The organism is Asaia krungthepensis NRIC 0535 (genome assembly GCF_025995175.1).
In the GTDB taxonomy this organism is placed as follows: Bacteria; Pseudomonadota; Alphaproteobacteria; order Acetobacterales; family Acetobacteraceae; genus Asaia; species Asaia krungthepensis.
This window is the reverse complement of sequence record NZ_BAPV01000004.1, coordinates 1-13990: the sequence shown is the minus strand read 5'-3', so window position 1 is coordinate 13990 and position 13990 is coordinate 1. Positions and strand designations below refer to the sequence as shown.

14 protein-coding genes are annotated in these 13990 nt (G+C 60.5%); 3 read left to right on the top strand and 11 right to left on the bottom strand.

Going from position 1 to position 13990, the window contains the following annotated elements; all coding sequences use genetic code 11:
- Window position 1 precedes the first annotated feature (1 nt).
- Window positions 2-541 carry an MmcB family DNA repair protein gene (locus tag AA0535_RS02545; protein ID WP_264814349.1) on the bottom strand — a complete coding sequence of 180 codons (540 nt, stop codon included), beginning with the start codon at window positions 539-541 and terminating at the stop codon, window positions 2-4.
- A gap of 50 nt (window positions 542-591) precedes the next feature.
- Between AA0535_RS02545 and AA0535_RS02540 the strand changes: the two genes are divergently transcribed.
- A complete protein-coding gene (locus tag AA0535_RS02540; RefSeq protein ID WP_264814348.1) occupies window positions 592-918 on the top strand; it encodes a hypothetical protein in 327 nt (108 codons plus the stop codon).
- Here the strand turns inward: AA0535_RS02540 and AA0535_RS02535 are convergent.
- From AA0535_RS02535 to AA0535_RS02510, 6 genes are all read right to left on the bottom strand, one after another.
- Window positions 892-1965: a glycosyltransferase gene (locus tag AA0535_RS02535; protein ID WP_264814346.1), complete on the bottom strand. Its 1074-nt coding sequence runs from the start codon at window positions 1963-1965 to the stop codon at window positions 892-894. The two genes, AA0535_RS02540 and AA0535_RS02535, sit on opposite strands and share 27 nt — an antisense overlap.
- The gene (locus AA0535_RS02530) at window positions 1962-2735 is read right to left on the bottom strand and encodes a nucleotidyltransferase family protein (protein ID WP_264814345.1); all 774 of its coding nucleotides are present in this window, start codon (window positions 2733-2735) and stop codon (window positions 1962-1964) included. The genes AA0535_RS02535 and AA0535_RS02530 overlap by 4 nt, the downstream gene beginning before the upstream one ends.
- Window positions 2732-3451, bottom strand: a complete 720-nt coding sequence (locus tag AA0535_RS02525) for a sterol desaturase family protein (RefSeq protein WP_264814702.1) — start codon at window positions 3449-3451, stop codon at window positions 2732-2734. Before AA0535_RS02525 ends, AA0535_RS02530 begins: the two co-directional genes overlap by 4 nt.
- A gap of 104 nt (window positions 3452-3555) precedes the next feature.
- The gene (locus tag AA0535_RS02520; RefSeq protein WP_264814344.1) at window positions 3556-4650 is read right to left on the bottom strand and encodes an LptF/LptG family permease; all 1095 of its coding nucleotides are present in this window, start codon (window positions 4648-4650) and stop codon (window positions 3556-3558) included.
- On the bottom strand, window positions 4647-5834 hold the full coding sequence (locus AA0535_RS02515) for an LptF/LptG family permease (protein WP_264814343.1): 1188 nt from the start codon (window positions 5832-5834) through the stop codon (window positions 4647-4649). Before AA0535_RS02515 ends, AA0535_RS02520 begins: the two co-directional genes overlap by 4 nt.
- Window positions 5834-6736 carry a metallophosphoesterase family protein gene (locus tag AA0535_RS02510; RefSeq protein WP_264814342.1) on the bottom strand — a complete coding sequence of 301 codons (903 nt, stop codon included), beginning with the start codon at window positions 6734-6736 and terminating at the stop codon, window positions 5834-5836. The genes AA0535_RS02515 and AA0535_RS02510 overlap by 1 nt, the downstream gene beginning before the upstream one ends.
- 166 nt (window positions 6737-6902) lie before the next feature.
- On the opposite strand from AA0535_RS02510, the gene AA0535_RS02505 reads away from it, so the two are divergent.
- Complete coding sequence (locus AA0535_RS02505; RefSeq protein ID WP_264814341.1) at window positions 6903-7862, top strand: diacylglycerol/lipid kinase family protein; 960 nt, start codon at window positions 6903-6905, stop codon at window positions 7860-7862.
- On the top strand, window positions 7855-8802 hold the full coding sequence (locus tag AA0535_RS02500; protein ID WP_264814340.1) for a hypothetical protein: 948 nt from the start codon (window positions 7855-7857) through the stop codon (window positions 8800-8802). Before AA0535_RS02505 ends, AA0535_RS02500 begins: the two co-directional genes overlap by 8 nt.
- Before the next feature lie 58 nt (window positions 8803-8860).
- On the opposite strand, the gene spt is transcribed toward AA0535_RS02500, so the two are convergent.
- From spt to AA0535_RS02480, 4 genes are all read right to left on the bottom strand, one after another.
- Entirely contained in the window at window positions 8861-10054 is a 1194-nt protein-coding gene (gene spt / locus AA0535_RS02495) for a serine palmitoyltransferase (RefSeq protein WP_264814339.1), read from the bottom strand.
- Window positions 10051-10311: an acyl carrier protein gene (locus AA0535_RS02490; protein ID WP_264814338.1), complete on the bottom strand. Its 261-nt coding sequence runs from the start codon at window positions 10309-10311 to the stop codon at window positions 10051-10053. The genes spt and AA0535_RS02490 overlap by 4 nt, the downstream gene beginning before the upstream one ends.
- A gap of 190 nt (window positions 10312-10501) precedes the next feature.
- Complete coding sequence (locus tag AA0535_RS02485; protein ID WP_264814337.1) at window positions 10502-12241, bottom strand: fatty acyl-AMP ligase; 1740 nt, start codon at window positions 12239-12241, stop codon at window positions 10502-10504.
- 80 nt (window positions 12242-12321) lie between these two features.
- A complete protein-coding gene (locus tag AA0535_RS02480) occupies window positions 12322-13452 on the bottom strand; it encodes a CDP-glycerol glycerophosphotransferase family protein (protein WP_264814701.1) in 1131 nt (376 codons plus the stop codon).
- Window positions 13453-13990 lie beyond the last annotated feature (538 nt).

Here is a 13990-nt window from a genome sequence, read left to right as displayed (position 1 = left end):
CTTAGTCAACACGTCTTGCCGCACGGAGAGACGCTGTCATGGCAGGGTCTTCAAGGGCCATGAGGCGCAGCGCGGCACCATGCCCGAAAAGCTGCATCAGGGTCTTCCTGCGGGCCGCCGCCAGTCTGACGAGCGGGCTTTCACGGATCATCGCACATTCCGGCAGGATGGTTGAGGGCGTTTCGGGCAGATGCGCGATGAAGAGTCCGACATCTTCCGGAATCAGGTCACGAGGGAAATGCTGGTCAACAGCGAAGTAGAGACAATCGCACCAGTCGCGATATTCGGGCCATTTCCGATCGGTAAGAAAATCCCTTGGTCCGGATTTGATCTCGATGCAGTGCAGTTGCCCGTCCTGTGTGAGCGCCATGATATCGGCTCGTCTGCCTGCTGCAGGGAGGGAAAATTCGTTCACGCAGGCCCAGCGCATGGTGCGGCACAGACCAAGCACGGCGCGACGGATGGCGAATTGCGTCTCGGGAAGGGAAAACGACGCTGCAACGGCGCCGCTGCTGCCCGGGGGGCTTTGCGCCTCGCTCACTTGTCACTACTCATCGGATGGGGCGCCTGATTTGATTTGAGGAGAAAGACTTGCCTGATCAACGCGAAACACGGGACGAGGTTATGCCGCTCTGGCTGCGCATGAAGCGCGAGAAGGCGCTGAGCTGTGCAGTTCTCGGCATAGCGCTCTTCGTATTGGGGTTTCTCAGCGGCCATGCGGATGAGCGGCTGCGCTTCGTTCTGGATGCGCTGACGCTTGCGTCTTTCGGTCTGGCAACTTTCTTCGAGCGTCAGGCGGCACCACGCATGGTCTGGATCCTGCTTCTTGTCGCATCCGTGGTGCTCGCCCAGATGGATTTCAGGATGTCGAATCACCTTTCCCAGGCACGCTCAGAGCACGCGTTCGAGTCCCGCTAGAATTTCTGCGCCGCGTCGGTCGAACGATGCTGCATCGAAGCGCGACAGGACCCGTACGCGCCCTGCCTCTCCCATGCGGGCGAGATCCTGGGGCTGGCGCAGCAACGCGGCCAGGGCGAGGGCCAGGGCCTCAGGGTCTTTGGGCGGTACGATGCGCCCGCATGACCGTGTGATCGTATGCGGCAGTTCCCCGGCCTCGGAAGCGATGACAGGGACCCCGCAGAGCAGTGCCTCATGGGCGGCGAGACATAGCCCCTCCCAATGCGAGGGTTGCACGTAGAGCTGCAGGGTTGAAAGGAACTGTTTGGGATCGGCATTGTACCCGTCGAGCACGATCGGTAGATTGTCGCGCGCAATCAGGGCAGCAAGCTTATCGCGCTCATCGCCTTCTCCGGCAATATGCACCTCGTACGCGGGCAGACCCTCGATCTTGCTCAATAACCTGACGGCAGCGCACAGATCGTCATACCCCTTCACGGGATGAAGCCTCCCCAGTGAGCCGATCCTGACAGGGGCGGCGCCGGTCCAGGGAAGAGCAACCGGGAAATCGTCGCTGGCGCGGAAGATAGGCCAGCAGGTCAGCTTGTCCGCGCTCAGACCGAGCTTGCGCTCGGTTTCGAGTTCGACACATGTGGAGTCGGCGATCCAGAGACGCGATAACCCGCGCATGAGCCTGAGCAGGCGGGCATTGGCAGGTTTGAGGCGCGCCGAATGCTGCCAGCTTACCACGGGCAGGCGTCGTCTCAACCCCACGAGCTGACCCAGCAGCGTGGCACGGGTGAGCGAGGTCCAGATCAGATCCGGGCGCTGCTCTGCAATCTCGCGATTGAGCCAGGTGAGGGCGGCCAGATGGTCTTTCCGCCCCCCTTCGCGCACATGCACGGTGAGCCCGGCCTGCAGCATCGGCTTGATGGCCCGTCCGTCGCGCCGTGTCAGAGCAAGGACGATCACCTCATGGCCGTTATCGCGCATGACCTGTGTGATGGCGGGCACTGGCAAGGCTGCGCCTCCGCCCTCGACCGAATTGATGACGTAGGCAATCTTCATGGTGTGGCGGCGAGCAGCATTTCGACGAGAGCCAGATCCTGTGGCTTGTCCACATCCACCGCAGCACGACCGTCATCAATGGGGATAAGGCTTACTCTCGCTCCGGTGAGCGCCATGATGCGTGTTGTCAGTGTCGTGCTCGTCAGGCGGCGAAACAGCGCCCGGAACAGGATGCCAAGACCGAGCGTGCGCGCCATACGAAGGGGGTTCTTGCGATCGCGCTCGAGGGACTGCCAGAGCGTTATGACAGCTTTCGCCTTCTCGCTCCGCAACAGAAACAGATTGCACCCAGAGAATTCCATGTCGCGCAGGGGGATATAGGTGCGACGTGTGGGCGGGACGTCGCGCTCGATGGTGCTCTTGAGGGCGACCCCGACAGCAAGGTCGCATCCCGTCTCATTCGCCCTGTCGACGAAGGAGGTGATCCATTCCGGCCTCAGCAGGGGGTGATCGGCAGTCGTGATGAGAAGCGGGGTGCCTAGGCGATCGACGGCAAGGGCCACGCTACCGCTAGGACCTCTGGCCGTTGGCAGACAAGAAAACGCGCGCTGCAGGCCGTCAAGAGAGGCGGGGGCCTCGATACTGACACGCGGGGTTTCGAGCCCCGGTGTGATCGAAAGGGTTTCCAGTACCCTGTCGATCATGGGACGCCCGCCGACAGGCAGGAGCGCTTTATGCTCTACCCGTCCCAGGCGGGCGAGAGGGTCCTGTGCGCCGTCGCGCGATCCTGCGAGGACAAGGACAGGCAGGCTTTGTTGGGACGAGGTCACGAAGTCGCGTTGCCCCGCTTCGCGCCATCGGGACGTTGCTTGGGCGGCGCTCCCGTGCGCTTCATGACCCACGGATAACGCTGCGCTTCGTCCAGGTCATAACCGAGATCGAACACATGGGCGCTGCGCGGCCGGGCACGGGCATCCTTGTAGAAGCTCCCGAAGAGACGGTCTGCCGCGTAGTTCGTGATGCCGTAATTGCCGTCTTCATCATGAAAGTGGTGGAGCACATGCAATTGTTTGATCTTGGCGACCCAGGCCCAGCGAGGCTTGTAGGCCAGATGCTGGATGCAGTGAAAGAATTCGTAGATGCAGGTCATGACCAGCCCGGTCGAGAGCGCGGTGAAGGCATCGCTCACCCCTCCGATGGCCCAGCCGATAGGCATGACGATGATGGCAATTGTCGGAACCGTGTTCAGCGGCGATCCAAAAAGCACGTCGAGCAGGTGGGGATCCTGATGGTGGTCGAAATGCACGCGTTTCCACAGCGAGGCCGTGAACGGATTACGATAGAGCCAGCGCCCATGAAGAATGAACCGATGGATCGCATACCAGGCGAAAGGGTAGATCCCCACCACGAGCAGAATGGTCAACAGGGTACTGGCAGCTTGCGGCGTGAAATAGAGCGCAGCGCCTGCCGATGCGAGAATGAGCGTGAAATAGAACAGGATGGTCGGATAGGTCAGATAGGCCATCCAGAGTTCAGGCAGGCTCATCTTGCCAAGGTCGAAGCTTCTTCCGGTGCGAAGTGAGCCCTGATTTTTCCGTGCGTTCCAGAAGGCGCGCCAGAAGCCTTCCGAGTGTTCAGAATTGAACGTACTCATTTCTCTTCCATCTTCACAATCCATGCCCCTCCGAGGAGGAATGCCAGGGCGGGAGGCGCCGTGACGGCAATTAACGCTGGCAGCGTGCCCGCATTGCCCAGTGCCTGTATCAGGCCTTGAAGCACTATGAAACCAAAACCCGCGGCAAGAGCCGCAATTGGCAACAGGCTGCGTGTTCCCGTTCTGGGGGGAATATAGATGACCGGCAGAGCCAGAAACAGCATTGCGCAGAGCGATACGGGTAACAGCAGTGGCGCAAACAGCGCCATGCGATAGGTGGCCTTGGGCAGGCTCGATGCGCCGCCGCGATGCAGGATCTTCCACAGCGACCAGCCTGAAAGTACGGGATAGCTTTGCGAAAGCTGGATGAGCGTATCCGGCGTCACGCTTGGCGGCAGGAGGGTTACGTGATGCTGTGCTGTGATGTCGACGCGATTGCTCCTGAGAGTGAGGTTGCGCACCGTTTCGGCTCGCCAGCCGGTCCTCTCATCGTAAAGCAGTTCGGGTGCCGTATCGGCAGCGATCAGATCGCCGCCGGGCGCCCGGTGATAGATGGCAATCTTGCGGATGCGCCGCCCGCCCTCAGCAAAACTGTCGATATGCACGACGTTCCCCGAGGCGTGAAACCAGAAGCCATGGCCGCTCCCGGCGTCATCAGGGTCGGTCTGGTTCCACCATTTCGCGAGGGCAAGTTCGGTGCGCGGGGCCACCATCTCCTGCAGGAGGATTCCGCCAAGGCTTATGGCCCCGATGGCAGGAAGAAGGAGCAATATGAGACGACGCGTGGAGAGACCGGCGGCGCGCAGGCTGGCCATCTCGCTGGCCAGGGTCATCTGCATGAGCATGAACAGGGCGCCGATCAGTGTACTGAGCGGGAGCGTCTGCACGACAAGACTGGGTAGGCGAAGCAGGGAATACTGGATCAGTCCCATCACTCCGAGATGACGCTCCAGAATGGGGGTTGTCATCTCAAGCAGTCCGAGGATCTCCATCATCGAGACGAGGATCCCGCCGCAAAGCAGAGTACGGCCAATCAGCGTGCGCGTGAGATGGCGCAGCAATACGGAGCGCGAGGCAGGAACGGGAATCATGCCGCGCCACCCGTGGTCAGGGGGATGGCCTTGCGTCGTCTCCACGAGCCACGCGAGCGTCTGAAGATCGAGGCCAGGCAGACGGTGCAGAAGAGGATCTCAGGCAGCCATATGGCGTAGAAACCGCGCATACGCCCAGTGGCGATCAACCCGTGACCGAATTGCAGGGTATGATCGAAACCGACAAGCACGATGGCCAGGGCAATGAGACCGATGATGGGGCGTCTGCGCTTTGCGCCAATAGCGAGAGCGACGGCGAGAGGCGGTATGAAGGGAATGGCCAAGGCGCGGGCAAGACGAAAATCGAGCTCGGCGCGCAGACTGGAGCGTGTGATCCCTCCTGTGCCTTCCGCCCCGTCGGATTGATGCGAGGATTCGAGGCGTGTGGCCAGCTCCAGCAGGGTGAGTTCTCGCTCGTCGATGCCACGCGAGCGGAAGGCTGCGGTGTCGTGGCTCTGGTCGAACACTTTCATGCTGTGATCGAAGCGGGTCTGCGTTGCATTGGCATTACCGTTCCTGGGATCATAGACGATCAGCCCGTCCCAGAGATCGAGACGCGTCTGTTTGAGCGAGGGTACGGCAGTGACAAGGCCACGGCGGGCGGTGATGATCCGCACGGCGCCATCGGGCTCGCGCTGGCGGATGAAGACTTCGTGAAGCACGGTGCCGTTCCGCGTCACCCGGTCTGCCGTGAGCATCGAATCACCGGAAGTGGTGGCGAACATTCCAGCCTGAAGATGCGGCGCCCACCCCGAATGGGCGGCATAGTAGAAGCCCGAGCGAAAATCATACCGGGCCACTGGCTGGATATATCCATAGAGCAGAATGCTGCCGCATCCGACGAGAACCCCGGTCCACATATAGGGACGTGCAATGCGCAGCAATGAGACCCCGCTCGCCATCAGGGCATCGATCTCGTTGTTGTCGCTCATCCGGCGGATGATCAGGAACACGCTCACGCAGAGCGCTGCGGGCAAGGCAAGCCCCAGATAATGGGGCAGGAGATCGGTCAGGAGGGAGACAAAAGTTGCGAGCGAGCTTCCCTCGGCTGCCAGATCGTCGAACAGGACCAGCAGGCGCTCAAGCAGCAACGCTGCCAGTACCGCGGCCAGGGAGACGACGAAAGGCGGCAGGAGCTGGGCGAGCAGATAGCGGTCAAGCGTAGGAAAATGGGGCAGGCGCATCAGTGTTGTTCATCCCGGATGACCCAGTTGCGACGGCGGGTACATCGCCAGCCCTCGTCCAAAGTGTATTGCCGCGTTGTCAGATCGATGTCCCAGCCTTCCTCCCGGCGTGAAACGGCAATCCGGTTCCAGCCGCTCTGACGCCACGGGCGCGAGGAGCTCAACGACGCCGATGCAACGCCCAGCAGGGGGATGGAAGTGTTCCGTATGGTGGAAAGGGTCGCATCATGCGAATGGCCATGGAGCACCAGCGCCGCGCCGTGCCGGGCAATTGTTTCTGCCACGCCGCGCTGATCGAGCAGGGATTTGCGCCACTTTACGAGCCCCGTACGGGGCGGGTGATGAATCATGACGATACGGCAGAGATGGCGCGTCGCGTCGAGCACGGCGGCAAGTCGCTCTCTCTGGGCCTTGCCCACGCGGCCGCAAGCCATGAATGGAGGCGTAGGGATGGCGCTGTTCACGCCGATGACCGCGATATTGTCCCGGACATGGCAATAAGGAAAATGGCTTTCGTCAGTCTCTTCCATCCATGGGCCCCATTGCCCGGCATGGGTCTCCCACGGCGCGCTGACCATCGCATCATGGTTGCCGGGCACGACGAGGCACGGGGCGGGCATGGTCGCGAGCCATGAGGCCGCCGCATCGAATTCCCGGGCGAGCCCGAAATTCGTCAGATCACCGGTGTTCAGGATCAGATCGGGAGCATGCCGTGCCATGTCCGTCTCGATCGCCTTCGTCAGTGCGGGCAGGTGCCGGTGCATGCGATGACGCTTCCAGGAGACAACACTGAGCGCGCGCTTGTTCAGGAAATGGCGCCAGGACGGAAGAGGAGAGGGCGGCGGGAGGTGCACGTCCGAGAGATGGGCGAGAACCGTCGTCTGAAAATCGCGCAGGGTCATCAGCCTCTCTTTTTGCACCTCAGGTCACGAGCCGAAACCGGCAAAATCCAAAAATGACCAATCGGTTTCTGGCCCCGATGCCTAAGTCATGCTATGGCGCCGCGCAAGCCGGACGTCCGATCTTCGGTCGGGCCACAAGGATGACCGTAACACAGATGATACTGCCGTGCGCCTAGCCCTGATCCATAACCCGCGTAGCCGGAAGAACAGGCGGGATGGCAGAAAATTCGCCCTCGAGGCCCGTCGATTGCTTGGAGACGGGTTCCTTATCCCGGCTTCCCATGACGAAATGACAAGGGTCATACAGGCGCTGGCGGCTCAAAATGTCCGGCTGATTGCCATCAATGGCGGAGATGGCACGGTCAGCGATGTCATGACGGCTGTGGCGCGGTTCTATCCTTCGAATGCCCTGCCCAATCTCGCGATCTTTCCTTCGGGGAATACCAATCTCATCGCCCGTGATATCGGGTTTCGTCGGCGTGGTCTGGCAGCTTTGACCCAGCTTGTGCGCCATGCAGATACATTGCCGCGTACCATGCGACGCCCTCTGAAGATATCATGGCCCAACGACGAGCAGGATCCCCGTCTTGGAATGTTTCAGGGTAGCTCGGGTTACGCTCGGGCCATCGCCATTGCGCATTCCCCTCATGTGCTGCGCTACGCCCCACATAATCTGGCGGTAGCGGTCACACTCATCGGAGCGTTTGGAAGTCTTCTGTGGCGCAGGCAGAGGGAAACCTGGCTTTCGGGCGATCGCGTGACCCTGAAGGCTGACGGGGAGATGCTCATCAACGGGCAAAGCTTCCTCTTCCTCTCGACGGCCCTGCGTAAACTCAATCTTGGAATCTGGCCGTTCTGGAATGGCGGCAAGGCCGGGAGCGACGGGCTTCACTTTCTCCATGTGGGCGATCATCCGGCAAAACTGCTTCAGGCCACCTGGTCCCTCCTCCGCGGGTCCGCCCCGACCTGGCTCCGCGCCAGTCCCGATTACATGAGCGGTCGCGCGGAGGTGCTCGATCTCACCTGCAAGGGAGATTTCGTGCTTGATGGGGAATGCTTTGCCCCCGGGGCGGATGACAGGATCCTCCTCTCTGAAGGGCCTGAATTCGGCTTCGTTCATGACTGAGGCACAGGATCGGATCGATGCCTGCCTGATCGGCGAACTGACCGCACCCGTGGACCCGGCCATCCATGCTCTTGTCGCGCATATCCTCGACGGACGCCGGCCGCTGGCCGTGCTGTTCTACGGGTCCGGTCTAAGGCAATTCGACGCAGAAGGTCTCTTTGACTTCTATATTGTACTGCGTTCGCTGTCTGACTGGCCGGCCTCGACCCTTGCGCGTGTCGCCAATCATGTGCTGCCCCCCAACGTGTTTTATGCAGAGCACGATATCGGCGGGCGTAGGCTCAGGGCGAAAATCGCCGTGATTACCCTTTCGCAGTTCAGGGCAGGCGCTTCGCCCCGGTCGCAGGATACCAGCCTCTGGGCGCGCTTTTGTCAGCCCGTCCGGCTGGTCTGGGTGAGGGATGCAGAGGCAGCAGACTCCATTCTTGAGCTCGTCAGGCAGTGCGTCGTGACCGCGTCCGGCTGGGCGGCGCGTCTGGGTGAGGGGAGTCTGCCTGCCGCTGAATGGTGGCAGAACCTGTTTGCACGGACCTACAAGGCCGAACTCCGCGTCGAGAGGGCAGGTCGTGGCACCACCATCATGCACGGGCAGGAGACGCGCTATGCCGCGTTGCTTCAGCCCGCCTGGGCCCTCGGCGGCCTCGAGAGCATTGAGACAACCGGAAGCGTTCTGACGCCACGCCTTGGTCAGGGGCAACGTTTACGTGCCCGCGAACGCTGGGATCGTATGGCGCGACGTGGGCGTTGGCGTAACATCGCGCGCCTCATCAAGGCGGCCTTCACCTTCAAAGATGGTGCTGCCTATCTCGCCTGGAAGATTGAGCGTCATAATGGTTTTCGCCTTGCCCTTACGCCTTTTGAGGCGCGGCATCCGCTGATTTGCCTGCCTGTACTGCTTTGGCGCGCGCGCCGGGTTTTCATTGGCGGCATGAGAGGCTGATACGAAAAAAGGGCGGATCCTCGATCCGCCCTTTTTCATTGCCTCAGGGAGGAAAACCTCAGCCGAGGATTTCCTGCTTTGCCTGCGCGAAGGCTGCCAGGGCCCTGTCGATCTCTTGGGCACTATGCACGGCCATGACCGAGCAGCGCAGAAGAGGGTGTTCGTCCGGCGTGGCCGGGGGCAGTGAAAGGTTCACATAAACCCCAAGATCGAGCAGCCGGTTCCAGAAAGCCAGAGCCTGTTCGACATTGTCGAGCGTCACGGCAACCACGGGGCTTACATGGGGGCTGGCCTTCAGGCCGAGCGCATGCAAGCCGTGATTGAGCTGCTCCGCATTGGCATAGAGCTGCTTGCGCAGTTCGGGACGTGCCTGCATCTCATCAAGCGCGGCCAGCGTGGAGGCGATGATTTCCGGCGGCAGGGACGCTGTGAACATGTAAGGCCGTGAGCACAGACGGATCAGTTCCAGCCCGTCGAGGTTCGACACGCAATAGCCGCCAACCGTGCCAAGGCTCTTCGAGAACGTGCCGACAACAAAATCGACATCGTCCTCACAGCCATCGCGCTCAGCGACGCCGCGACCATTCTCGCCCAGAACACCGAAAGAATGCGCCTCATCGGCCAGAAGATAGGCACCATGCTTCTTCTTGACCTCGGCAAATTCGCGCATCGGCGCGACATTGCCGGTCATGGAATAGATCCCCTCCACGACAACCAGCTTCGCACCCTGATGGTCCTTCAGGCGCGACAGGCGCTTGTCGAGGTCCGCCGGGTCGTTGTGGCGAAAGCGGATGACCTGGGCGTAACCGAGGCGGCTCGCATCGTAGATGCTGGCATGGCTGTCTGCGTCCAGAAGCAGAATATCGTCCTTGCCTGCCAGAGCCGAGATGGCCCCTAGATTGGCCTGGTAGCCCGTGGAGAAGACCATGCAGTGACGCCGCCTGAAGACCTCGGCCAGTCGGGCCTCGAGCTTGCGATGCAGCGCGTAGGTACCATTCGCGATACGTGACCCGGTCGTGCCGACTCCTTCATGGCGCACAGTCTCGATGGCGGCTTCAGCCGCTGCCTTCGACTGGCTCAGACCGAGATAGTTGTTTGTGCCAAGCAGCAGCGTTTCACGGCCCTCGATCAGGCCGATTGTTGCCGAGACAGGGTGATCGATCACAACGCCGAACGGGTTGCGGGGCGAATGGGCTGTCAGGCCAGCTGCCGCGGCCTTCAGCCCTGCATATTTGGCGAAGATGTCGGTCACGCGCTCTGGCCACCTGATTTGAGACCGGCAAGACAGACGGCAAGATCATGGATCGTGCGGATATCGGCAAGCTTGTCGAGGGGCACAGAAACGTCGAGTTCATCCTCGATTTCCATGACGAAATTCATCACTGCCAGTGAGTCGAAGGCCAGGTCCTCGACAATCTTGCTCTCACCCGTGATGTCGCGCGGGACCTTGGGGTTGGCAAGCAGCTTGTCGATGATCATTGATGAGATGGAGTCGACCGTATCGGTCATGGAGCGTCTCCGGAAGTTGACGGTCGGGCAGAGAAAGCCCGGTGTTGAGGCGTCTTATGGGGCAGGCCCGAGGGTTAGGCCAGAGGCAACAGGATTTTCCCTGACAACGCATCGACAGCCATGCCCAGGGCTACGACGCATTCCCTTGTAAGGTCCCGGCCGGGCCGGGGCCCGACATCGGAGCGGGTCATCACGCTGCTGTACTGTTTGCCGTCGTCTCGAACTGTCCGGCCAGCAGCATGGCCTTGGCGCGCGCACGTGTCAGCTTGCCTGAAGAGGTCTGGGGCAGCGTGTGGGGTGGAACGAGGATCACATCGACATCCACGCCGTGCTGACGGCGGAATAGCCCCATGGTTTCCTCGCGCAGCCTGGCGCGGTCCTCATCGTTAGTCGCGCGACACTGGACGAGAGCGACAATCCGCTCGCCCTGTTCCTCTTCCACAGCGAAAACAGCAACGTCGCGCGAGCGCAGCGTGGTGATCTCGTGCTCGGCTGACCATTCCAGGTCCTGGGGCCAGATATTGCGTCCGTTGATGATGATCAGATCCTTGGCACGCCCCGTGATCACTACCTGGTCATTGAGCATGTATCCGAGATCGCCTGTGTTCAGCCAGCCCTTGGGGTCGAGCACCTCTGCTGTTTCAGCCTCACGACCGAAATAGCCGCGCATCAGGCTTGGGCCGCGCACATAGACCATTCCTACATGACGCTCCTGCATCAGAGCCCCGCTGGCACTACGCACCTGAACGTCGTGATCGGGGAGAGCGACGCCGCACAGGACGAAAGTGCGTAACGCGTGGGAAGGGTCATTGGACGGTCGGGCAATGCCATCCGTTTCAAGCACGCGCAGATCGATCGTGTCCGTCACGATGCCGGTGTCGAGTGGCGCAAAGCTGATAGCAAGCGTGGCTTCGGCCATACCGTAACTGGCCACGAAAGCACGACCATCGAAGCCGTAAGTCGAGAAACGCTCTGCGAAATTCTCAAGGATATGGTGGCGGATCATGTCGCCCCCGATGCCGGCGATGCGCCAGCAGGACAGATCGAGGTCGCCGGAAACCGGGCGACGTGCACAAAGCTCGTAACCGAAAGACGGGCTGTAAGCGATTGTGCCACGATTGCGGCTGATCAGATCGAGCCAGACATGGGGGCGTCGGGCAAATTCGCGGGTCGGAAGGAGATCAACCGTGAGCTGGCATGTCATAGGCGTCAGGAAGAACCCGACCAAGCCCATGTCATGATAAAGCGGCAGCCAGGAAACACAGCGATCGCCGGCTTCCCTTACCTGAAGTCCATCACGGGCAATGGCCCTGGCATTGGCCATCCCAGCCGTCTGTGTGACCGCGACTCCCATCGGGAAACGCGTGCTGCCGGAGGAAAACTGAAGATAGGAGAGATCTTCGGCGCCGATAACCGGCAGAGCTTCTCCCGATGGGGGCAGGGCAAGCAATTCTGCTGGAGAGCCGCCGAACGCCAGATCGAGCCCGGCGATAATATCAGCCGTCCAGGATCCGATGAGTTCGGGCACTACCACAGCGCGTGCTCCAGAGGCTGCAACCATACCGCGCAAGGTGGAGATATAGGCTTCACGGCCACCGAAAGCGATGGGGAGGGGCAGGGGGGCGGGTACGAGCCCGGCATACTGGCAGCCGAAGAAGATGCGGGCGAAGTCACCATCGCTCTCCGCCACGATCGCCACGCGGTCACCCGGGACGAGCCCGGCGCCAAGCAGACGCCTCGCCGTCTCGACAGCCTGCTCACGCAGCAAGCTGTAGGGCAGAGCCTCAAGCAGCTGGCCGCGGCCATTATAGATATTGAAGCCGGCCGTTCCCTGCGCCGCATAATCCAGGGCAGCGCTGAACGTCGGGAAATCGCCATGGCGGCGCTTCTGGTTCGATGCAGTCGGAACGGGCGTCAGGTCGGGCGTCATATTATCTGGTCTGCTCTGCTTTTCACTCTGGCAAGGTGGTCGCCCCACGGGGAACCCGGGCGACTTTCCTGCGTATGGGGTTAGGCGGCACTGCGGAGGTAATCGACGATGGCATCGGCGGCACCAGGTGCTGTCGGCCCATCATCGGTGAATTCGAACGTCTCTAATATATATTGGCGTTGCGCCTCAAGAAAATCGTCATGCTTTGTTACGGCCTGTGCCAGCGCCCCTGTCATGCCGCTGGTGCTTTCCAGAACCTGACCCAGGTTCCAGAAATGGTAATTGCGATCGGATTGCCAGCTGACATGATGAGCATTCAGGAAAACGCAAGGCCGGGGGCGTACAAGAAATTCGGCCACCTGCGAGCTAACATCTCCAAGATAGATGTCAGCGGCCATCGTGTATGTCATGTCGATGCTGCGCGGGCTGCCAGGGTCGATCAGGATATGGTCGTGATGCGCATAGCGCGAGACGAGTTGTTCGCCCTCCTGACGATGTTTGTCGAACAACCGATAATGCGGGGCAAAGATCAGGTTATAGCGATCCTGATTGGCGAAGTACTGCAGGACTTCCTCACCCAGCAGCGGCCAGGAGGACAGCTTGGACGAAAAATGCGGATTATAGAGGACGATCGGCTTGTCATTGTCGAACAAAGCAGGCCTGCTGCGCGCCATCCGGCGCACGATATCGAACTTCGCATAAGAGCCACGATAATAACGACCCGGGCTGATTGCGCCTTGCGAGAGGAGTCTTTCCTCGATCTTCTTCCCCGACAGGAGGACGAAGTCGAACTCTTTGACATCGCGTGCGAAGCCGATCGCCCGATCTCCTGCGCCGTGGCGCGTCCAGATCAATCGTGGTTTGCGTATGCCCATGCGGCGCAGATAGAGCGACGTGCGCTCCGGGACCACGATGGCCTCGAAACGCGAGAAATAGTCCCTGTTGAAAAACAGGCTGGCAAGCTTGCCCATGACGCCTGGCCCTGAATGCTCGATCCGTCGTCTCAGGATTTCCGGCATCTTGAGGAGGTCGAAGCGGGCCTTCGCATGAGGATAAAGCGCGCTCAGCGTCTTCGCGTAATCCAGATGGGCCTCTGTCGTGCAGGCCACATGGACTTCCGTGTCGGTATGGCGGGACGCAATTTCCATCGCGATGGGCAGGGAATGGAGGGTCTGGTGTGGCTGGGCGATATAAGGAAAAGCGATCTTCAGCATGGGCAGATTTCAGTGACCTGAAGTCGTCAGGGGTGTGTGACAAGTCATGGTACAATCTCCTCACGTCCTGAAGGTCGTGTCTCTATCGAGTATCCAAAGTCACCAATGGGCTCGCTGAACTCAAGGCAGGTTTTTGTGCCTGAGCGTTCGAGTTACAAGAGATGATGTTGGAAACGTGATGCAATGGTGGCTAAATTTTTAGCAATAGAAACCAGAAACGGGGCTATATGGTTCTGAGTCTGAGCAAGCCATTGCCAGCCATCCTCGGAGCTGTGTCAGCCCGTTCTCCACCCTCTCGGTATGGTGTGCTGATTTGACGTTGCTGCCCGCGCGCGGACAACACACGAATTATGACGCTCTATTGCAGAGAAGCGTACCGCGCATTTTTCGGATGGGTTATGTCATTTTTTTGAAGATTGGTGTTGACGGTGGGGAGTGTGGGGTCTAAAAGCCCGTTCACCGCAGCGGACGACGCCGCGGCCACTGCCTGAAAGACTGAGTGATCTCAGGGGTTTAGGTAGGGTTCTTTGAAAAT

Bases quoted from the DNA above. Each gene is read 5' to 3' on its own strand.
- AA0535_RS02535 (WP_264814346.1), bottom strand. From the start codon at position 1,965: ATGAAGATTGCCTACGTCATCAATTCGGTCGAGGGCGGAGGCGCAGCC.
- AA0535_RS02525 (WP_264814702.1), bottom strand. From the start codon at position 3,451: ATGAGCCTGCCTGAACTCTGGATGGCCTATCTGACCTATCCGACCATC.
- AA0535_RS02520 (WP_264814344.1), bottom strand. From the start codon at position 4,650: ATGATTCCCGTTCCTGCCTCGCGCTCCGTATTGCTGCGCCATCTCACG.
- AA0535_RS02515 (WP_264814343.1), bottom strand. From the start codon at position 5,834: ATGCGCCTGCCCCATTTTCCTACGCTTGACCGCTATCTGCTCGCCCAG.
- AA0535_RS02510 (WP_264814342.1), bottom strand. From the start codon at position 6,736: ATGACCCTGCGCGATTTTCAGACGACGGTTCTCGCCCATCTCTCGGAC.
- AA0535_RS02500 (WP_264814340.1), top strand. From the start codon at position 7,855: ATGACTGAGGCACAGGATCGGATCGATGCCTGCCTGATCGGCGAACTG.
- AA0535_RS02490 (WP_264814338.1), bottom strand. From the start codon at position 10,311: ATGACCGATACGGTCGACTCCATCTCATCAATGATCATCGACAAGCTG.
- AA0535_RS02485 (WP_264814337.1), bottom strand. From the start codon at position 12,241: ATGACGCCCGACCTGACGCCCGTTCCGACTGCATCGAACCAGAAGCGC.